A 21718-nucleotide genomic window follows, 5' to 3' on the forward strand; every position below is an offset into this window, starting at 1 on the left:
GGCACGGGGCGACCTGGGCCTGCTCGGACACCCGAAGAGACTGGAAAGCCATACATGAGCAGCAAGAGGGGATCGACCGGGCTCTTTTCGCCTGCATCGCCGAGCATCGCGACGACGCATCATGACTTGGTTGAGGTGATCACTTCGCGCCGGATGGGTGCTGCGTTTCAGCCGATCGTCGATGTTGCCGCGGGGCGGATCGCGGGGGTGGAGGCGTTGGTGCGTCCTGCACCGACTGTGAGCTTCACGACGCCGAGCGAGTTGTTTGATCGCGCTGAGCAGCTGGGGATGCTGTGGATGCTTGAGGAGGCGATCCGGCGGGTGACGTTCCGCGCGGCGGCTCCGTGGCCGGATGATGTCCTGCTGTTTCTGAACACAACGCCGGATGTGGCAGGACACCCGGAGTTTGCGGATGCGTTGCTGGGGGCAGCGCATGAGATCGCCGGGCTGGGGCCGGATCGGCTTGTGATCGAGATCACGGAGCGTGCGTCCGAGTCACGGTTTGATGAGTTGCTGCGAGCGGTTGAGGAACTGAGGGAGCGGGGCGTGCAGATCGCGCTCGACGATGTCGGCGCGGGTTCCAACGGGCTCAAGCGGATCTCGCAGCTGCGGCCGTCATGGCTGAAACTTGATAGGGACCTTGTGTCGGGGATCGATTCGGACCCGATGAGGCAGCGGCTTGTGCGATCGATGGTGACGTTCTCTGAGGGTGCAGGGATCCGCATGATCGCAGAGGGCATCGAGCGGCGGGCGGAGTTGGGAACGATTGTTGATCTCGGTATCTCGTATGTTCAGGGGTACCTTGTCGGGTTTCCGACGACTCGGGGCGCGGCGATCGCGGGTGGCGCGGTGACTCGGACGCTTGAGGCACTGGCCAAGTGCTGAGCCGCGCCGGGAGACCGCTGGATCCCTAGCGTTCTCGCGTGGATGGAACTTCGGCATCGCTTGGCTTCGAGAGTCGGGCACGCGCGTCAGCACGGCGCGGGCCATCCATCGGCGTGTGGGAGCGGCTGGCGCATGTTGCGCTCGCGATGGCGTGCCTGGCCGTTCTGTGGGTTGGGCGGGGCTTGGAGCCGTCGTCTGCGGGGCACGGGTCGCATGTGCAGTTGGGCATGCCGCCGTGTGCGTGGGTTGTGCGGTTCGACAGGCCATGCCCGACGTGCGGCATGACGACATCGGTTGCGCACGCTTCGAGGGGTGAATTCCTCAGTTCTCTGGTTGTGCAACCGGCTGGCGCGGCGTTCGCGTTGTTCTGCGCTGTGGCGTTCTGGGGATCGCTGTACATCGCTGCGACGGGGTCGGCCTTGGGGCGGCTGATCGGCCTGCGGCTGCTGGGGACGAGGTCGCTCTGGTGCGCGGGGGCTCTGGTCGGCGTATCGTGGGCGTACAAGTTCGTGACTTGGTGAAACCGGCGATGGTCATCGCTCGGATCGGCACCCCTCTGGAGCGTGTACGTGGATAGAAGGAAGCGACATACTCGGGTGTGCGGCGTGCGTGTGGTGCTGGGGTCGGCGGTGTGCGCGATCATGCTCGGCGCGGGGGCCGGTTGTGCGGCGGTCGGCGTTGCTGCGGTCGCGGCGAAGAGCATCGAGGAATCTCGCCCGAAGAAGGTGAAGGCCGAGTACACGGGGCTGGTTGGAAAGTCTTATGCCGTTGTTGTGGCGGCGGACCGCTCCGTGCAGTCGGAGTACCCGACGCTGGTGACGGATCTGACGGCACGGATCAACGATCGGCTGTGGACGAACTCGGGAGCGGCGGCGGGTGTGCCGGCTCAGGAGTTGCTGCGGTATCTGTATGAGAATCCGAGCTGGACGGCTCGGCCGTACTCGGAATTAGCCGCGACGCTTGGTGTGGAGCGGCTCGTGGTGATCGATCTGAATGAGTTCCGCCTGAACGACCCGGGGAACCGATATCTGTGGGACGGGGTTGCGGCGGGTGCGGTCTCTGTGATTGAGGCGGACGGATCGGTGCCGGATGAGTTTGTATACCAGCGTGCGATCCGCATCGGATTCCCGGATGTGACGGGAGTCGAGCAGGAGCAGTTCACGGCTCGGCAGATCGCGTCTGTGTTGATAGCGAGGTTTGTGAATCGGGCAGCGTGGCTGTTCTATGACCACGAGGAAGAGCCCCAGATCAAGTATTAGAGAAGCAGACGGAGCTCCACTCTTGACGAAAGCTCTTGGATTGAATCTTGTGTCGATGGGCGCGGCGGCGATGATGTGTGCCGCGGTTTGTGTGTGTGTTGGCATGCTTTCCGGGTGCAACATCGTGGCGCCGGCGTACTACATCATCCACGGGCCGGAGAAGGTGCCTGCCGTGCACGAGCTGGACTCGAAGCGGCCGACAGTGGTGTTCATTGACGACAGGGGGAATCGACTGCCTCGCAGGGCTCTGCGTCAGACGATCGGCGATGCGGCCCAGCAGGCGTTGTTGAATGAGAAGGCGGTCGTTGACATGATCGACACGCGCGGCGCGATCGCGGCTTCGAGCCAGGATCGCGCGGGCCAGGCGATGTCGATCGTGGATATCGGGAAAGCGGTCGGCGCTGAGGTCGTGATCTACGCGACGGTGGATTCGTTCACGATGTCGACTGACGGCCAGAGTTTCTCTCCGTCGGCGACGCTGCGTGTCAAGGTGATCGATGTCAACGCGGATAAGCGGACATGGCCCGACGAGAAGGAGGGGTACCCGCTCTCCATGACGCTTCCGCCCAGGACCAGCGAGATCCCCAGGAGTGCGGCGGAGTTGCGTATTGCTGAGGAGGAGGTCGGCAGGACCATCGGGCTCGGGCTGGCGCAGCTGTTCTACAAGTATGAGCGAGCCCAGGGCGCGTCCCGTCGATAGACTCTCGTTGTGGCGAACGGCCTGACAATCATCCATGTGCTTGATCGTGGCGCGAGCGAGCGAGAGCGCGGGATGCTTGGTGACCTGGATGTGCAGGGGATTCGGGCGTGCGCTCCCTCTCTGGCCCCCCACTGTCGTCATGTTTCCCTCGACCTTGAGGGATGGACGCTGCTCAGCGCGATCGCGGGACTTCGACGCGTGCGGCGTCCGCCGGACGGGCGCGCGTTGTTCCATTGCTACTCAAGGCGTGGGGCGGCTGCGCTGCGTGTCGCGTTCGGGCGGAGGTGGCCGATTGTGCTCAGCGTCGGAGAGGAGGCCGAGCCGGTCTCGCTTCCGTTCCGTATTGCGGGGCCTGATCGCCTGATCAGGCATGGCTTTGCGAGTGGTTCGGCGGGATTCGCTTGCCTGCAGGTCTGCGACGGCGGCGTCGGACGAGAGGCGATCAGGGGGGCGATGGGAATCGGCGCGGACGAGTGTGTGGTCGGCGCGCTCGCGGACCCTGCGGGGGCGACGAACGCGCGATGGCTGGTTTTCTTCGCGGGGATTCTGGTGGCCGGGGGCGTTTCGCTGACGGTGCTTGTGCCGCGGGGAGCGGCGCAGGTGGCACGCATGAGGCGATTCCACGCGACCACGCGACTGAACCTTCGGGTGCTCGTGGTAGACAGCGGTTGTGAGGTCGGCGGCGCCGGTTCGGACGAGGTGAGCGCGTGGAGGGCTTGCGACGTTGCCATCGTTCGTCCGGATGTGCATGCGACATGCGTGAGCGGGTGGGCGATCGGCCGAGCGATCGGACGATCGCACATGTCAGGCGTGCCTGTGATCGCACCTCGCGAGTTGGCTCCTGAGGCGTTGTACTCGGGAGCGCTTGAGGAGAGACTCGTTGTGTCGGCCGCGACTACGAAGCAGATGGCGAGGTGCCTTTCGGTGATGATCGAGGACCGCGGGCTGAGGGTTGAGACGGCCTTGCTTGCGCGGCGTGCGGCGGAGGGGGCGATGGGGTCCGACCGTTTGCGAGAACAGATCATCGCGGCGTACAGCGTGGGCAGTCGCCAGTGGGCAGGATCCTCTCCGATGACGGAGGTTCTGGCGTGAATGAGCTCGGGCGTGATCGGAAGGGTGTGCTGTTTGTGTGCATGGGGAACATCTGCCGCTCGCCACTGGCTGAGGGCATTTTCATCCACCTTGCATCGGAACGGGGTGTTCGTGACCGCTTCCTGGTGGACTCGGCGGGAACGGGGGCGTGGCACACGGGGGAGCCCGCGGACCCGAGGTCGATCGCGGTGGCACAGGCGCGGGGGGTGCATCTGCCGAGCGTTGCGAGGCAGGTCGATCCGGAGTCGGACTTCGAGCGGTTCGACTTGATTCTGGCGATGGACCGGAGCAACCGGGCCGGGCTGATCACCCTCGGTGCGCCGGGTGAACGTGTGCATCTGATGCGGTCGTTCGACCCGGCCCTCCGCGAGTCACCCGAGCACGAGTTGGACGTGCCCGACCCGTATTACGGTCGTGGGGACGGGTTTGTGCGGGTGTACGACATGCTGCATCGAGCAACGACGGGGTTGCTCGATGAGCTGATGCGCGAGCAGTGAGGTGGGCGTGGCCAGCAGGAGGGCCTCGGCTCGGAGAGCCGAGCCACCCAGTGTCAGACCTCGAGGAGGATGCGTTCGGGATTCTCGAGCTGGTCCTTGATCCTGACGAGGAACCGGACGGCTCCCTCGCCGTCGACCATGCGGTGGTCGTAGGAGAGGGCGAGGTACATCATCGGTCGGATGGCGACCTGGCCGGGCTTGTCCGGATCCTCGACGGCGCGGTTCTTGGTCGCGTGCATCCCGAGGATCGCCGACTGGGGCGGATTGAGGATGGGCGTTGACATGAGTGAACCGAAGACGCCGCCGTTGGTGATCGTGAACGTGCCGCCCTGCATCTCTTCGAGCGTGAGTTTGCCGTCGCGTGCCTTTGTCGCGAGTTCCTTGATGCCGCTCTCGACCTCTGCGAAGGACATGCGTTCGGCGTTTCTCAGTACGGGAACGACAAGGCCCTTGGGCGTTGAGACTGCGATCGCGATGTCGGCGTAGGCGTGCTTCTGGACGGCGGGATGCCCCTCGGCATCCTTGACCATGTACGCGTTGACCATCGGGAACTCGACGAGGGCGTTGGCGGCGGCCTTGACGAAGAAGGACATGAACCCGAGCCCGATGCCGTGCTTCTTCTCGAAGGACTCTTTGTACTTTGCCCGGAGCGCCATGATGCGCGTCATGTCCACTTCGTTGAAGGTGGTGAGCATGGCGGCGGTGTGCTGGGCCTCGACGAGGCGCTGGGCGATGCGCTGGCGGATCGGCGGCATGCGCTCGATCGTGGTCGCGCGAGGGCCTGACGGAGCGGGCGCGGGGGCTTTGGTTGGCGTAGAGGCAGCAGCAGCCGGCGCGGGGCTCTTGCCCTTGACGAAATCGATGACGTCCTGCTCGCGGACACGGTGGCCGGCGCCTGTGCCGGAGACTTTGGAGAGGTCTACACCGTGCTCGGCGGCGACCTTCTTCGCGAGCGGTGTGGCGCGGATCTCGCCGTTTGCGGCCTGATCCGAGGTCTTGACGGTGTCGACTGCGGGGGGCGCGAGCACACTGGTCGCGGACCCGGACTCGCTGGCAACAGAGGCAGCAGACGCGGCGGGTGAGCCGCCGGCTTCCATGCGTCCGACGACAGCGCCGACGTTGACGGTGTCGCCCTCTTTCGCGGCGTGGCGGAGGATGCCGTCGGCGGGGGCGACGATCTCCATGTTGACCTTGTCGGTTTCGAGTTCGAGGACCGCTTCGTCGCGTTTGACGAACGCGCCGTCGGCCTTGAGCCATTTGGAGATAACACCGGAGGCGACCGACTCGCCAACAGTCGGGATGAGGATGTCCGTCGACATGAGGATGCTCTCGTGGAGGGTGTGCGGTCGGTGATCAGCGTGATGCAGCGGCCTTGGCCTTGCCGGGCTTTGCGGCTTCCGTTGCGCGGGGCGCGGTATCCGTCGTTCCGGCGGCGGGGCCGACTGCGGCGGCGATGATGTCCTCTTGCTCGTGCTTGTGAACGGTCTTCGACCCGACGGCGGGGCTGGCGGCGGCGCGGCGACCGATGTATGTGAGCTCGATGCCGAGACGCGAGCGGACGATGTCGCTGATGAAGAGGAACGCGCCGGTGTTCCGCGGCTCTTCCTGGCACCAGACGTGCTCCCTGACGTTGGGATACTTGGCGATGATGTCTTTGGCGAGTTGCTCGTGGAACGGATAGAGCTGCTCGACGCGGACGATGGCGACGTCTGTGCGAGCGATCGCGTCGCGTCGCTCCATGAGTTCGTGCCCGATCTTTCCGGAGCAGAAGACGATGCGATTGACTTTGGACCTGTCTGACCCGCGCGAGACGAACGCGGGATCGTCCATGATCTCCCAGAATCTGCCGGAGACCAGCTCGTCGATCGTGCTTGTCTCTTTACGGAGGTGCCCCTTTGGGGTTGCGACGATCAGGGGTTTGCGGAAGGAGCGTTTGACCTGCCTTCTCAGGAGGTGGAAGGTCTGGGCTCCTGTCGAGGGGACGACGACCTGCATGTTGTGCTCGGCACAGAGTTGCAGGAAGCGTTCGATCCTGCAGGATGAGTGCTCGGGGCCCGCGCCTTCGTACCCGTGCGGGAGGAGCATGACGAGCCCGGACCAGCGTTCCCACTTGGTTTCCGCGCTCGCGAGGAACTGATCGATGATGACCTGCGCACCGTTGACGAAGTCGCCGAACTGGGCTTCCCAGATGACGAGAACGTTGGGATCGGCGAGGGAGTAGCCGTACTCGAAGCCGAGGACGGACATCTCGGAGAGCGGGCTGTCGTAGACCTTGAATCCGGCTTGGCGGGGGCGACCGTCGGCTCCGGGGCTCCCGACCGGATGATCGGTGGAGGGCTCGCCCAGTTCGCGCATGCCGTTGAGCGGCTCGTACGGCGCGCCTGTGACGGCGTCTCGCAGGACAGCGTGACGCTGCGAGAAGGTGCCCCGGCGACAGTCCTGCCCGGAGAGCCGGACGTGGTTGCCTTCGAGGAGGAGCGTGCCGAATGCGAGCATTTCTGCGTCGGCGTGGGAGATTGCGCCGGCCCGCCAGAGCTCGGCCCGGGACTTGAGAAGGGCCTTGAGCTTGGGGTTGACGTTGAAGCCGTCGGGGACGCGGCCGAGCGCCTCGCTCACCTCGCGGATCGTTTCGATGCTGACATTGGTCGGGACGCTCTCGAAATTGAACTTCTGGGAGAGCCCGCGCCAGCGGTCGCTGCCGGGGTCGATGTTGGGATCGAAGGGCTTACGCTTGGCAGCGGCCTGTGCGTCCTCGAGCGACTGAGAGAGACGCCCGTTGATGACATCGATATCGGACTGCTGGATGACGCCCGCGGCCTGGAGGCGCTTGGCGTATGAGGTCAGGGTGCTGTCCTTGGCCTTGATGAGCGCGGCGAGGATGGGTTGGGTGTACGACTGCTCGTCCTGCTCGTTGTGGCCGTACTTGCGGAAGCACCACATGTCGATCATGACGTCTTTGCGGAACGCCAGGCGGTACTCCAGCGCGATCTCGGCGACCTTGAAGACCGCGTCGGGGTCTTCGGCGTTCACGTGCAGGATCGGGGCGTCGATCATCTTGGCGACGTCGGTGCAGTAGCGGCTGGAGCGAGAGTCCTCCGGGACCGTTGTGAAGCCGATCATGTTGTTGACGACGACGTGGATTGTGCCGCCGGTGGTGTAGCCCTCCAACTGGGAGAAGTTGAGGCACTCGGCCACGACGCCCTGGCCCGCGATGGCGGCATCGCCGTGGATGAGGACAGGGACGACGCGTCTGCGCTCGACATCGTTCCGGAGGCGCTGCTTGGCGCGAGTGCGGCCCTCGACGATCGGGTTCACGCTTTCAAGGTGGCTGGGGTTGCTGGCCATGGCGAGACGGAGGGTCTTGCCGGACCTGAAGGTGCGGACGCCGGAGTAGCCGCGGTGGTATTTCACGTCGCCCGAGGCGTCTGCGAAGCCATCCTGGTAGCTGTCCTCGAACTCGGTGAAGATCTGCTCGTAGGTCTTGCCGAGGATGTTGTTGAGGACGTTGAGCCGCCCGCGGTGGGCCATGCCCATGACGACTTCTTGAACGCCGTTGTCTGCGGCGTGTTCGAGGAGACGGTCGAGGAGGGGGATGAGCGACTCTGCGCCTTCGAGACTGAATCGCTTCTCGCCGGGATAGCGCTTTGCGAGGAAGGTTTCGAAGGATTCGGCGCGGGTGAGTTGTTCGAGAACGTGTGCCTGCTCGCCTCGGGTGAGTTTGATGCCGCCTCCGTTGCGGGAGGCCCTGGCGATGAGCCAGTCGCGTTCCTCGCGGTTCTGAACGTGCATGAACTCACAGCCGATGGAGCGGCAGTACGTGGTCTCGAGGCGATCGATGATGTCGCGCAGGCGGATGGAACCGGCGACCCCGACAATCGAGCCGTCGACGTCTCGGTCGAGGTCGGCATCGGAGAGACCCCAGTGGGCGGGCGCGAGCGCGGCGGGGCGTTCCCGTGGACGGTCGAATGGATCGAGGGCGGCGCAAAGGTGGCCGAGTTCCTGGTAGGCGTGGACGAGGTGCCAGACTGCGTGCTCGAAGCTGCCGACTGCGGCGGAACCCGAGGAGTTGGTCGTGCTTCGCGGTCCGCCACCGGCCAGCGCGAGATCGAAGCCCTGGAAGAACGCCCGCAGGTCGGGCGTTACCGAGTTTGGATCCTGCCTATACCGATCGAACTCGGCCTCCAGGAAGTCGGCGTTCCAGCCGTTCACGGATGGCGTAAGTGATTGCAACTGCTGCGCTTGGGTTGACCCAGCCATGATGAACCTCGACGGCGAGCGAGCCACGTAACCGTGCGGGCGGCGCGCGCCAACGCTTGAACCGGGATGGTAGGCCCATCTATCGGCGGTTCGCGAACAGGACTGGCCTGATTCTCAGACCTTCGGGGGTTTCGGCGTAAAGGAGACGAGACACTTCGGACCGTGTTGAGTCCCCCCCGGCGGTGCTCAGCCGAACCTGCCGGTAACGTAGTCTTCGGTCTCTGAGAGGCGGGGGTTCTGGAAGATATCCTCGGTCGTTCCGTGTTCGACGAGTCGGCCCAAGTACATGAACATGGTGTAGTCGCTGACCCTGGTCGCCTGTTGCATGTTGTGGGTGACGATGAGGACGGTGTAGCGGCTGCTGATCTCGTGGATCAGCTCCTCGATTCTGAGCGTCGCGATCGGGTCGAGGGCTGAGCATGGCTCGTCGAGGAGGAGGACCTCGGGCTCGGCGGCGATGGCCCGGGCGATGCACAGACGCTGCTGCTGGCCACCCGAGAGGCCGAGGGCGGACTGGTTCAATCGGTCTTTGACCTCATCCCAGAGGGCGGCACCCTTGAGACTGCGTTCGCAGGCCTCTTCGAGGACCTTGCGGCGGCGCTCGCCATCGATGCGGAGGGCGTAGACGACGTTCTCGAAGATCGACATCGGGAAGGGATTGGGCTTCTGGAAGACCATGCCGAGGCGTTTGCGGAGGTCGATCACATCGACATCACGGCCATAGACGGAGGTGCCGTTCAGGCGCATGTCGCCTGTGATGCGGACGCCTTCCACGAGGTCGTTGAGACGATTGACGGAGCGGAGGAGCGTTGACTTGCCGCAGCCGGACGGACCGATGATGGCCGTGACTTTGCCTCGGGGGACTTGGGTTGTGACGTCGTAGAGGGCCTTTGCGGCGCTGTAGTAGAGGCAGAAGTTTTCGATGCTAAGCACGGGATCGCCGGAGACGACTGTCTCGTGGATGACGGGAGCGGGAGTCTCGCCCCTTCGGATGGCCTCGATGACCGGGTATGAGCGCCCTGGGCGCTTTGTGGCCTGCACGTGCTTCCCTGCCTCAAGCTGTGTTGTGGGCATGCGAGTAGATGGTAGCGGCGGCGGCCCTCATGGCCCGTGTCGGAGACGTCTTTGCGCGATCCTCATAATTCGTGTGCATGGTTGGAGCGTTCATTTTGGCGCTCTGCCGCCCACGCGGAGTTCGAGCGGCTCTCGGGAAACGACTCTGGTTCCATCGGCGAGTGTGATCTCGCAAGAGAGGCGTGCGGCCTGGGATGGGATTCGGTCTGTGCCGACGGCGTTGAGGTTGAGTTCGAAGCCGTAGGCCGGGCCGGGCTGTGTGGGGAAGACGGCGCGACTGGTCTCGCGCGGCGCGAACGCCCAGACCCCGAGCGACTGTCCCTGTTCGCCGACCATACGGAACTGGAAGGTGGCGTCGACGGTCATGGGAAGGGCGAAGCGATTGGTATCGCCAAAGACATAGACGATCACGCGGACGGTGTCCACGAAGCCGTTGAGATCTCGGTCCTCGAGCGGCTCGTTGGCGACCAAGACTCGCTCTGGCTTGAGGTCGGAGGGTTGGGTGGGGAACTGAGATTGGGTCTGCCTGCGTGGGCGCGAAGAATCCGATGTGGCGCAGCCGGTAGCGAGCCCGATCGAGAGCAGGGCAGCGAGAAGGATGGCGAGTCGGGCGACGGGGATCATCGCGGGCGCTCCTCTTTGCGTCCGACGGTCCGGACGCGGTCGCCCTGAGCAGCCGAGGATGAGCCGGGAGCGGCGCCGGACGGGTTGCTCTCCCGCATTTCGAGCGGGGGCAGAGTGGTCGGAGGTGGGGAGCCATCGTGCATCTCGAGGGCGTCGCGGATCTGGGTGGGATTGGACATGCGTCCGATCTCGTGGCGTGTCCAGCGGCTCTGGAGATCGATGGAGCTTGGTGAATCGCCTGGCACGACCTTGGGCGTGAGGATGACGAGGAGTTCGGTCTTGATGTTCTCGACCTGGGTCGAGCGGAAGGCGTTGCCGATGATGGGGATGTCTCCCAGCAGCGGGACCTTGGTGCGGCGATCTTCCTGGGTGTTCTGGATCAGGCCGCCTATGACGACCGTCTGTCCGTCCTTGACGGTGACGACGGTGTCGACCTTACGTGTGGTGATGATCGGGGCTTCGAAGTCCTCGGAGATCTGGGTGGTGCGCTGGCTGACGGAAGAGATCTCGGGGGCGATTTCGAGCCGCACGAACCCGTCGGCGCTGATGGATGGCGTGACGTTGAGGATGATTCCGACATCTCGACGTTCGACGTCGGACCGTGTGTTGCCGTTGTCCAATCGTTCGACACCGGTGACGATGGCGATGTCTTCACCGACCTGGATGAGGGCCCGCTCGTTGTTATTGACCGTGACCTGGGGTCTGCTCAGCACTTCGAGCTTGCCCTGGACTTCGAGCGCACGGATCAGGACGCTGAAGTCGTTGCTCGAAATGGAGAGGTTCGCAACGCCGAGAGCGGTCGCAACGCCCGCGCCCGCGCCGAGCGCGCCGAACTGCCACATGTTGCCGCCGAACGGCCCTGCGGTCGAGTCCATGCCCCACTGGCGTGAGGCATCGAGCGTGACCTCGGCGAGGAGGACCTGGATCATGACCTGGGGCGGAGCGGCGTCGAGTTCCTCGATGATGGACTGGACGATCTCGGCGTAGCGAGGCGAGGTCGAGACGACGAGCTTGTTGCTTTTGCCGTCGCCGACGACCGTGACTTCCTGCTCGAGCTGGCGTGTCAGCGAGCCGGTCTGAGACGGGCCGAGTGTGGAGCGGATCTTGGTTGATTCTTCCTGGAAGTATCTGGCGAGGGTGCGTTCGACCTCGTCGGCCTTTGCGTAGCGAAGTTTGTAGACGAGTTGGAGGCGCTCGGTTGCTTCGATCCCGTCGAGTTCATCGACGACGGAGCGGACCATCTCAAGATACTCGTCGGTTCCTGAGACGAGGAGCGTGTTGGTCCGGGCGTCGATCGTGATCGAGAGCTCCTTGCGAGTGTCGGGAATGGGTGTGAGCGTCGTGTTGTTGAACGCGGGCGCGGCGGGATCGCTCTCGCCCGGGGATCTCAGATCGGTCTGCGTCGGGACGAGAACGAGACGATCGCCCTGCTGCTGGAGACTGAACAGATCACGGAGGACATCGGCCATGGCGCGGGCGTCGGCGTTCTTCAGACGGAACCACTCGACACGGCGTGAGCCGGCGGAGGTTGTGTCGAGATCGGCGACGATAGCGGCGATGACTTCCATCACGGCGGGCGGCGCGGCGACCATCAGCGAGTTGGTGCGCAGATCGGGCGTCATACGGACCTGGTCTCGGATCGCGCCGTCGACAGCGGCCTCCGTGGCCTCGCGGCCGGTGCGTCCTTCGATCTGGTCGGCGATCTGATCACGGAGGAAACGGATGCGTGTGGCCTGGGTTGCGCCGACGCCTCGGCCGCCGCCGAGCGTGCGGCCGGCGAGTACGTTCTCGAGCAGGTTCACGACTTCGAGCGCGTTGGCGGTGCGGAGCTCGAGGCGTCTGACATCCTGAACGGCGGTGACCTCGGCCGACTCCATTCGCTCGATGATTCCACGGATGGCGTTGACATCGGATTCAGTGCCGCTGACCACGAGGGCGTTCAGTTGAGCATTTGGAACGACGCTGACGGCGCGTTGGCCACGTCGGGCGATCTCTTTCTGGACGTAGAGTGCGTTGACGGTGTCGGCGACATCGGCGGCTCTCATCTGTCCGAGCGGGATGAGGGTTGTGCGTTCGGCGCCTGCGACGGCAGCGGCATCGGCCGTGAGGGAGACGATGAGGTCTTTCACCACGGCGAGGTTCTCGTCGCTGGAGGCGACGATCAGGAGTGAGTTTGCGGCGTCGGGCTCGATGGAGAACGCGTCCTGCGGCTGCTCGATGGATCCGGCGCGGCGAGCGGCTTCGAGGCGTTCACGCATCAGTCGCTGCACGCGGGGCGCGAGCGATGCGACATCGACGCCGGGCACCGGGACGACGTGGAGCCCGACCGCTTCGTTGGTCTCCGACGTGTCGAGGGTCTTGAGGAGGGCTTCAAGGATCGAGAAGCTGCTCACGCTGGTCGAAGCGATGAGGGAGTTGGTGCGGATATCGGCGGTGACGACGAGGGCGTCTTCGGGGCGCATCGCGCCGGTCGCCTGGCGCTGGCGGAAGATCTCGGAGGCCATGCTCGCGACACGGGCCGCGTTGGCGTGGTTGAGCGGGAAGAAGCGGACCGAGTTTGCTGCGGCGGCCGGTTCGACGTCGAGCTGCGCGACGAGTTCGGTGACGATGCGGAGGTTGGAAGCGGAGCCGATCACAACGAGCGCGTTCATCGGGAGCGCGGGCTGGATCACGAGCCCGGTCATGGGAGCGAAGAGGTCGCCCTGGACCGAGGCGCGCGGGTCGGCGGGGTCGCGGCCAGAGTCAACGACGCGGAGGCGGGCGATCTGACGCTGGATGCCGAGCGCCTCGGGTGTGCCGGCGAGGCCCTGGACGAGCGTCCGCCGAAGCAGATCGGCCATGGCGTTGGCATCCGCGTGCTTGAGCTGGAGGATGGTTGGCTCGATCCAACTGGTGGCCTCGGTGCTGTCGAGATCTCGGATGAGGACTTCGACGAGCGCGACGGCCTCTTCGCGGCCGGCAACGACGAGTGTGTTGGTTCGATCATCGACGGCGAGGGCGATCTCTCCGGCGAGTGCCCTGCCGGTTGCGGTGGTCGGGAGACCCTGTCTGGCCGTCCCGGGGAGCCGGCGCAGTGCCTCGCCCTGACGGAAGAGTGTGTCGACGACGGTGCGGGCTCGCACCGCCGAAGCGTTCTCGAGCGCGAACATGCGGATCACGACCGCGTCGCCGGTGGCGAGGGTGTCGAGCGTGTCGATCACAGCGCGGACCGCTTCGACGTTGCCGGGCGTGGAGGCAACCAGAATCGTGTTGGCTTCAGTGTCAGGGATGAGGCGGATCGGCTTGGAGAGATCGAGTTTGAGCGGGTCTTTGCCGACACCCTCTCGGATCACGCTGAGTCTTCTGACCTGCTCGGCGATGGCCCGGGCGGGCCCTGTCTGGCTCGCCTGTTCGGCGGGATTGAGCATGAGTCTCAGGGTATTGACGAGTTGGTTGGCGCCCGCGATGCGGAGACGCACGATGCCGACGGCCTGATCGGCTTCGACGGGATCGGAATCGATCTGTCTGATGAGGCCGCTGACGATGCGGGCGTCGGCGGGACCGGCGACAACTGCGATCGCTTGGCGTGTGGTCAGGGCAACGGTTGTGACGGGCTCGGAGACGATGCCGGGGCGATCGGACGGCTGTGCGCCGGAGATGCCGAGCTGGTCGAGCGTGCGCTTGATATCAGCGGGAGACGTGTTGGTGAGATCGACGATCGAGACGACCTGGCCGAGCCCGGGAGTGATGCTCTCTCCGTCGGCGGTGCCGAGCGCGGGTGTGTCGAGTTCCTTGATGGTTGTCTGGATCTGCTCGAAGAGTCGCTGGCTTGAGGCGATGACGAGGGCGTTCGCGGTACGATCGATCTCGACGGCGAGTGTCTCACGATTCTGCTGCGCGACGGGCGTGAAGGTGGCGAGGATCGTCTGACGGAGGCGAGCCGCGGGAACGTGCTCGAGTTTGAGAACTCTTGTCGCGAGGCGTGTGACATCGGCCTGCCCCTGGAGCGCCTCGGCGAGGGCCTTGACCTGGGTGAACTGCGTGTCGTCGCAGCGGACGATGAGGGAGTTGCTGGCCTCGTCGCCGACGACGACCAGTGCCCTGGGATTGGCGTTTCTGCCTGCACCGGATGATGCGGCGAAGACTTCTCGGATCGAGTTGGCGACTGCGGTCGCGCTGCCGCCCCTGAGGGGGACGACACGTGCCTCCGGCAGGCGGAGGGAATCCGGCTCGTCGAGGCGTGCCACGATGCCACGGATGCGGTCCATGTAGCGTTTGCCGGCAAAGACGACGAGGGAGTTGGTCTGGATCTCCGGCGCGACGCTGGGGATGCCCTCTTCATCGACGAGCAGCGAAGGAGCAGCGGACTCTCCCGCGCGGGCGTTGGCCCCGCGATTGCGCGATTCTTCGACGCGGAGGCGTCGTGCTTCGAGTTGCTCCTGAACGATGGCGCGGAAGCCCTCGTTGATGGCGCGGGCGACACCTGTCGCATCGGCGAAGCGGAGCGGCATCACCTCCAACTGACGGGAGCGGTCGTAGTCCTCGGTATCGAGTTTCTTGAGGAGCGATCGGATGCCCTCCCACTGGGTCGGCTCGGCGCTGACGACGAGGGAGTTGGAGGCGGGATCGGCGACGATCGTGACGTTGCGTGCACCTGGGCTTGTGGCCTCCGGGGCGGAGCGGCCGTAGAACATGCCGAGCGCCTTGGAGGCCTGCTCTGCATCGGCGAAATCGAGCTTGACGAACTCGGTCGTGCGTGTCGTTGAAGCGGGGACGTCGAGGGCCTTGATCATGGCCTCGATCTCGTCGATCTGATCGGCCGGTGCGGCGATGGAGATGGCGTTCTCGGTCGCGGAGTAGTCGAGGTTCACGGGTGTTTCGCCGGGAACCCGGGGGCGGTTTCGGAGCAGTTCGTTCATGGATGCCCAGACGCGATCGGCAACGGCGTGCTCGAGCGTTACCCTCTTGAACGAAGCGATGGTTCGGGCGGGCTGCTCGTCGAGCTTCTTGACCTGATCGATGACGTACTGGATTGCTTCGGGGGAGCCCGAGAGCACGATCGAGTTGCTGCGCTCGACCGGCGTGACGGTCACGCGGAGGGTCTGCGGGAGGGCGGCACGAAGCGCGTTCGCGACCTCGGTCGCGCGGGCGGACTCAAGCTTGACCGTTGCGAGCGTCGCCCCGCCATCGGTCGGCGGCGTGTCGAGTTGTCGGACGAGATCGGCGATCTGCGTCTGCAGGGTTGTGGGCGCGGAGACGATGAGGGTGCCGGTGCTCGGTTGGGGCGTGACGATCACCTGATCTTCAGCGCGTCCGCTTCGGGGGAACATGGAGCGGATGGTGGATGCGGCATCCTGTGCGGTTGCGTTGCGAACGGTGTAGGCCTCGATGGAGCGGTCGGCACCGAGTTCGGGCTGGTCGATCTGCGCGACGAGGTCACGCAAGAGCTTCATGCTTTCCACATCGCCGGAGGCGATGATGACGTTCCCCTCGGGAGAACCGAGGATTGAGAAGCTATCGGCGCGAAGCCCCTGGGCCTGGTTCCTGGCTGCGAAGAAACGCTGGAGACTGGCCGCGGCGCGCTCGGCCGAGGCGTGCTCGAGCCGGATCGTTTCGATCGTCGCGCCTGGACCGCCGACATCGAGGTCGGCGATGTACTTGGCGGCGGCTTCGACGCGATCATTCTTGCCGACGAGAACGACGGCCCGCCTCAGACGATCGATCTCGACCGTGACTCCGTCGGGATCAGGGCCACGCCACGGGCGCCAGCCGGGCGTCGCCATGGCACGCTCGATGACCGACTTGATCGATGCCAGATCAGCGGATTGCACGGCGACCGCCTTGACCGCTACCGCGCCGGCTTCGCCCGGCGGAACATCGAGCAAACGCACGATGCCCTCGACGGTCTCGATGGTCTCCTGGCGGCCCATGATCACGATGGAGTTCGTGCGCTCGTTCGGTTCAAGGTAGAAACGATCTTTGTCATTCTGGCCCGCGCGGCCGGAGATTCGCTCCCACTGCATCTCGCCGGCGAGATTCTGCAGCGTCGGCCCGATGTCCATAGCCCGCGCGTTCTTGAGTTCGATGACCTTGAAGGCAAAGTCGCGGGATGCCGCGGGATTGTCCATGGAGGCGGCGAGTTCGAGCGCTTCTTTGATTTCGTCGGGGGTGCCGGTGGCAAGGAGCGAGCCGGAGCGATCGTCTCCGACAAACTGGGCACGGACCTGCGTCGCGCCGGGTGTGCCCTGGCGTCTGGCATCGAAGAGCCGCTGGAGGGTCGAGGCGATCTCGGTGGGCCTGGCGTTGTCGAGCGTCAAGCGCTGGATGGCGAGGCGATCGCCGCTGGATCCCTGATCGAGCAGGGAGACAAATCGCTCAACGATGGGCATGGCTTCAACCGGGCCGGCCACGATCAGCGATGCGCCACCCGGGCTTGCGACGACACGGATTGCGCCGGGCTCGATGGTTGCGAGCGTGTCGGTACCCGGCGTGTCTGCGCCGGGAAGGGACCATTGCATGGCTCGAACGCGTCTGGCCTGGATGCCGCGGGGCGCGGCGCTGACGAGGTCGTTGACTGCCTGAACGGCCTGAGCGGCGGTCATGGATTGGAGGGGGAGGACGCGGAGGGTCATCGTCGGCCCACCTCGTTGGTGGATCATGGAACCGATGAGTTCGCCGACGACCGCGAAGTCTGTGTCATTCGACCAGACGATGAGGGCCCCGCCGCTCGGATCGGGAGCGACAGACACCGAGCCGGAGAAGCCGCTGGGATTCTCGATGCCGGATCGCCCGATGCGAGCGATGGTCTGGTTGACGATCGCGGCGACCGAGTTGGCATCGATCGCATCGGGGAGTGTGATGATGCGGACCTTGCCGGGCTCTGAGGGCAGACTGCGTTCGAGCTGGGCGGCGAGCGCGGCGACACGGTCGGTCAGTCGAGGGGGACCGACGACGATTAGAGAGTTTGTTGCGGGATCGACGCCGATGGTGAGGCCGCCGGTGGACTCTTCGGGTTCGTTCGAGACCGAGGGCTGGCCGAGTGCGGCGATGGCCAGCGCGCGGGCGAGGAAGGGCATGGTTTGAAGATCAGGAGGGACGTCGTGACGGGGTGCTGCGTTGCTTGAGGGCTTTGTGGCCGGCATGTCGGGCGTTTCGCGGCCAGCGGCACCGGATCTCTTCAGGAGCTCTTCGGAGGAGATGACTTCGACGGTGAGGCCGCCTCGGTCTTCGAGCAGGCGCTTCAGGGTCTCGGCCATGAGCGCGGCATCGGCTCTTGATCGATCGACCGGGATCATCCGGACCTGTCGGCTTGAGGCGAGCGCGGCCTGGTCGAGTTGCTTCACAAGGGACTCGATCAACTTCATCTGATCGGGCGTCGCCCTGACGATGAGGGAGTTGCTCTGGCGGTCGACGCGAAGGGTCGGCGCGGGCCCCTGATCGTTCTGCTCGCCGATGACTTCGCCGATGCTGACGGCAAGCTCGGCGGCGTCCGCACCGTGGAGCGTGATGACGCGCACGACGCTCGACGTGGAGTCGGTTTCGGGCTTTACGTCGAGTTCGGTGATCATCTGCTCGGCGAGGGTCAGGGTGGCGAGAGGGCCGCTGACGACGACCGCGTTGAGGCGTTTCTCTGCGGCGACGCGGATCTCGGCTTCGATCTTGCCGCCACTCTGGAGCAGGGCCTGGCCGCGCTGCCATTCGGGGAGCATTCTGAGGAGGGATTCCTTCCTCAGAACCTGCTCGACGAGGGGTGCGACCTGTTCTGCGCGGGCATTCTTCAGGAAGACGGTTCGAACGCCTGCGCCATCGCCTCGACCGGCGGTGTCCATGGATTCGATGAGCTGGGCGGCACGAGCGAGCTGTGCGGCGCTGCCCGCGACGAGGATGGTGTTTCCGGAGGGTTCGCCGGAGACGGATGCGGGTTGTTCGCCGGGCATGAGTGTTCCGGCGAGTGCGGCGCGGACGGCGTCGGCGACGGTTTGTGCGGAACCCTCGGTGAGGCGGAAGACGCGGACATCGATCGGGCCTGTCTGTGCGGGACGATCGAAGGCCGAGATGAGTTCATCGGCGATCGGCATGAGGAGACTGGGGCCGCTGAGCACGAGCCGGTTGAAGCGGGTCTCGGCCCGGACGCTGGGCATGGAGAGGGCGAGCCCGGCTCGCTCGGCGCGGAGGAGATCCTCCGGCCATCTCGAGCGATCGAGGAGCATGGGCTGGACCATCTGTGCGACCGAACTGGCGTCGGAGTGCTTGAGCTCGAGGATTCTGACCTCGCTCGCGGGCATCGCGATGGATTGCTCGTCGCGCTCTTTCAGAAGGCGCAATGCTTCTTCGACCTGTGTCTTTGTGCCGAGGGCGAGGATCGCTCCTGAGCGTGGCTCGATGGACAACTCGAGGGGTGAGCGTCCCTGTGGGAGCGTGGCGTTGACGATTCTGGCGACCGCGTAGGCCAGCGTGTTCGCATCGCCCCGTGTAGGCGAGTATGACGCGGCGGTGCGCTCCGGATCGCTGGCGGGCTGGTCGAGCTTCTCGATGACAGAGCGCGCGAGTTCGAGCGTGCCCTGCGGCGCTGAGACGATGAGCGCGTTTGTTCTGGTTTCTGCCTGGACACGGATGGTCGGCTTCTTGAACAGATCGGGACGGTTCTGCGCGTAACGAAGTTGGAGGGTCAGGATCCGCGGGTCGGTTTCCTGTTGATCGACGAGCAACCTCTCCACTGTGGTGGCGATCTGGGCGGCATCCGCGTGCTTGAGGGCGAAGGTCTCAACGGCGGGCGTTTCCGCGCTTGTGGGACGCACATCGAGCGGCTCGATCAACTCTTCGACCGTGCGGATATCCATCTCGAGGCCGGCGAGAATGATCGAGTTTGCGCCGGGCGCGCCGGTGACGGTGACGCGGCCGCCGCTGGGGAACTGCATCGAGCCGACGGCCTGGCCCAAGGCGGCAACCGTGGCGTTCACCTCGGCGAAGGCGAGCGGAATGATTTTGACGACGCTGTTGCCCGCGCTGGATTGCTCGCTGTCGAGCGTCTTGAGGAGTTCAACCGCGACGGCGTGGACCGACTCCGGCGCGGAGATGATGAGTCTGTTCGAGGGCGCGTCGGGGACGATCTCGAGCAACGAGCGCGCGTCGACGCCGAGCGGAAGTTCTCCTCCGCTCTGCGCCTCGCGGATCCGTACGAGGAGCAGCCGCTCAAGAAGAGGTGAGAGGCGGTCGGCCCTGGCGTGCGCAAGGTCGTACATCTTGAGGGCGGCCGGGCTGACTCTTGCGACGTCGAGTTCGGCGAGGATCTTCTCAACCTGTGGGAAGATCACTGAAGGACCGGTGACGAGAAGGGTGCGGGTTGTGGGCTCGACGTCGACGAAGACGCCCCTCGCGCCCGAGGGCGCGCCCGCCGGACCGTAGATGGTGCCTGCGTCCACCATGCGGCGAATGGTGGCGGCCATGGCGTCGGGCGCAACTCTTTGGACGCGATAGGTGCGCATCTCGGCATCGCCGAGTTTGCGGGAGTCATCGAGGCGGCGGATCATGGCCTCGATCGCGGGGAACTGCTCGGACTTGGCCCGAACGATCACGCTGGCCACATCGTCGATGGGTTCGATGCTGGGCGGCACGTATCGCGCGCCGTCGGTGGGTTCGAGGATGGGACGAGCGACTCTGGCGAGTATGGGCGCGAGTTCGCTGGGCTTTGACGAGACCTGGAAGGTGCGGGTTTCCTGCTCGATGCGTGCGCTGACCTCCGCTGATCGGAGGAGTTCTTCGAACTTTGAGATGCTCTCTCTGGCGCCGATCAGCGTGACGGTGCGGGATTCGGCCTCGAGTGCGGCGTGGATGGGCCTGGCGAGATCGAACCCCGCGGCCTTGTAGAGATCCTTCGCGCGAGCGAGGACATCGGCTGGGTCGCCACCCGCGATGGTGAAGAGCCGCACGTCTCGATCTGCCTCGGAGGGAACATCGAGCCCTGCGATCAGCGCGGCGACGGCGTCAACGTCGGACTCGGGTCCTGTGACGATGATGGAGGATCGATCGGGCGCTGCGACGTATCGGAGCACCTGCTGCTGGCGAGGCGTGAGCAGCCGGGAGAGGACCGACTCGATCTGATTCGGGACGACATGCATCAAGCGGATTGTGCGGGCGACACGAGTGATGGGGAGTCCATCGGGCGCGCCGGCGGGATCGAGCGCGCCGATGAGTGCGGTCGCGGTACGCAGATAGAGAGGGAGCCCGATGACGGTGACGCGCTGCTGATCCGGCGTTGTGACGACCACGGGCTTGCGGTCTGCAGGGACCTGTGCGTAGACAGCGTTCAGCGCCTGCTGGGCGAGATCGACCGTGAGCCCCTGGAGGGAGAATGAGATCAGCTGCTGGTCGCCGGATTCGCCGCCGGGTGGAACGTCCAGCAGGCCAACGAGCTCTTCGACGACGCGTAGGCGGCTCTCGGAGCCGACAGCGATGACTGAGTTCGTGCGCGGATCCGGCTGGATGTTGAGGCCGGCGACGTTGACCTCCTCGACGACGCGCTGCTGACCGTCCTTGTCGACGATCACGGTTTTCTGGCGCTCGCCGACGAGGCCGCGGAGTGCGGCGACGACGGAGTCGGCCTTCGCGTGCTTGAGCGGGAAAAGCTTGAAGGCGGAATCGACGGGGCGGACCTCGTCGATCGAGCGGACGATCTCGCGGATCCTGCGGCACTGCGCCGCGGTCTCGACGATCACGACCATGTTCTGCGCGGGGATGGGGGTGATGCCGCCGTATGCGCCGAGGAGGGGCTTGATCTGCGCGGCGACGAGTTCGGCCCTTGCGTTGTTGAGCGGGATCGTGATCGTCAGCATCTCGTCCGGCATGATCTCGGACGGGATTTCGTCACCGGAGACTCTCATCGGTTTGCGAGCGGCGTCTTGGAGCGAGGAGAGGTAGAGATACTTGCCTTCGCGACGGAGGTGCGCGCCGAACCTCGCCATGTTCAGATTCAGGATGCTGAGCGCTTCGTCAAGGGTGTAAGACTCTTCGCTGATGAAGGTCAGGGCGGAGGCGGGAACGTCGGTCTCCTTGATGACCGGCAACCCGGACTCGCGCGAGAAGAAGTCGATCACCTGATCGAAGGGGGAGTCCTTAAAGTTGAAGCGGATGCCGACGGGAGGGACCGGGCTTGCATCCAGCTGCACGACGGGGGGAGCCGCGGGCGGCTGGGCTTCTTGTGCCAAGGCGAGCGAGTCGAGGTGCCAGATCGAGATCGGGTGCCCTGCGCAGAGCACGAGTGAGGCAATGACCGCGCCAGTGTTGCGTCTCCACGCCATAGAACCCGCTCCTTCCGTGTGAGCGGTCGATTGTCCGACCACCCGCACAGTCTA

11 protein-coding genes are annotated in these 21718 nt (G+C 65.2%); 6 read left to right on the top strand and 5 right to left on the bottom strand.

Annotated elements, in window-relative coordinates:
• The first annotated feature begins 54 nt into the window (after positions 1-54).
• The 6 genes from KF838_08145 to KF838_08170 are packed head-to-tail and all read left to right on the top strand — an operon-like array spanning position 55 to position 4433.
• Positions 55-885, top strand: a complete 831-nt coding sequence (locus KF838_08145) for an EAL domain-containing protein (protein ID QYK46757.1) — start codon at positions 55-57, stop codon at positions 883-885.
• 38 nt (positions 886-923) lie between these two features.
• Entirely contained in the window at positions 924-1406 is a 483-nt protein-coding gene (locus KF838_08150) for a DUF2752 domain-containing protein (protein ID QYK46758.1), read from the top strand.
• Positions 1407-1454: 48 nt separating this feature from the next.
• A complete protein-coding gene (locus KF838_08155) occupies positions 1455-2144 on the top strand; it encodes a hypothetical protein (GenBank protein QYK46759.1) in 690 nt (229 codons plus the stop codon).
• Positions 2145-2166: 22 nt separating this feature from the next.
• Positions 2167-2844: a hypothetical protein gene (locus tag KF838_08160; protein QYK46760.1), complete on the top strand. Its 678-nt coding sequence runs from the start codon at positions 2167-2169 to the stop codon at positions 2842-2844.
• Between the two features lie 9 nt (positions 2845-2853).
• The gene (locus KF838_08165; protein ID QYK46761.1) at positions 2854-3936 is read left to right on the top strand and encodes a hypothetical protein; all 1083 of its coding nucleotides are present in this window, start codon (positions 2854-2856) and stop codon (positions 3934-3936) included.
• Positions 3933-4433, top strand: coding sequence for a low molecular weight phosphotyrosine protein phosphatase (locus KF838_08170; protein ID QYK46762.1), 501 nt, complete (start codon positions 3933-3935; stop codon positions 4431-4433). The genes KF838_08165 and KF838_08170 overlap by 4 nt, the downstream gene beginning before the upstream one ends.
• Positions 4434-4486: 53 nt before the next feature.
• On the opposite strand, the gene odhB is transcribed toward KF838_08170, so the two are convergent.
• From odhB to KF838_08195, 5 genes are all read right to left on the bottom strand, one after another.
• Positions 4487-5752 carry a 2-oxoglutarate dehydrogenase complex dihydrolipoyllysine-residue succinyltransferase gene (gene odhB, locus KF838_08175; GenBank protein ID QYK46763.1) on the bottom strand — a complete coding sequence of 422 codons (1266 nt, stop codon included), beginning with the start codon at positions 5750-5752 and terminating at the stop codon, positions 4487-4489.
• A 34-nt stretch (positions 5753-5786) separates the two neighbouring features.
• A complete protein-coding gene (locus KF838_08180; protein QYK46764.1) occupies positions 5787-8690 on the bottom strand; it encodes a 2-oxoglutarate dehydrogenase E1 component in 2904 nt (967 codons plus the stop codon).
• A 186-nt stretch (positions 8691-8876) separates the two neighbouring features.
• The gene (gene pstB, locus KF838_08185) at positions 8877-9764 is read right to left on the bottom strand and encodes a phosphate ABC transporter ATP-binding protein (protein ID QYK46765.1); all 888 of its coding nucleotides are present in this window, start codon (positions 9762-9764) and stop codon (positions 8877-8879) included.
• A 90-nt stretch (positions 9765-9854) separates the two neighbouring features.
• Positions 9855-10388 carry a hypothetical protein gene (locus KF838_08190; protein QYK46766.1) on the bottom strand — a complete coding sequence of 178 codons (534 nt, stop codon included), beginning with the start codon at positions 10386-10388 and terminating at the stop codon, positions 9855-9857.
• The gene (locus tag KF838_08195; protein QYK46767.1) at positions 10385-21664 is read right to left on the bottom strand and encodes a hypothetical protein; all 11280 of its coding nucleotides are present in this window, start codon (positions 21662-21664) and stop codon (positions 10385-10387) included. Before KF838_08195 ends, KF838_08190 begins: the two co-directional genes overlap by 4 nt.
• Positions 21665-21718 lie beyond the last annotated feature (54 nt).

Source organism: Phycisphaeraceae bacterium, assembly GCA_019454185.1.
GTDB lineage: Bacteria > Planctomycetota > Phycisphaerae > Phycisphaerales > UBA1924 > JAHBWV01.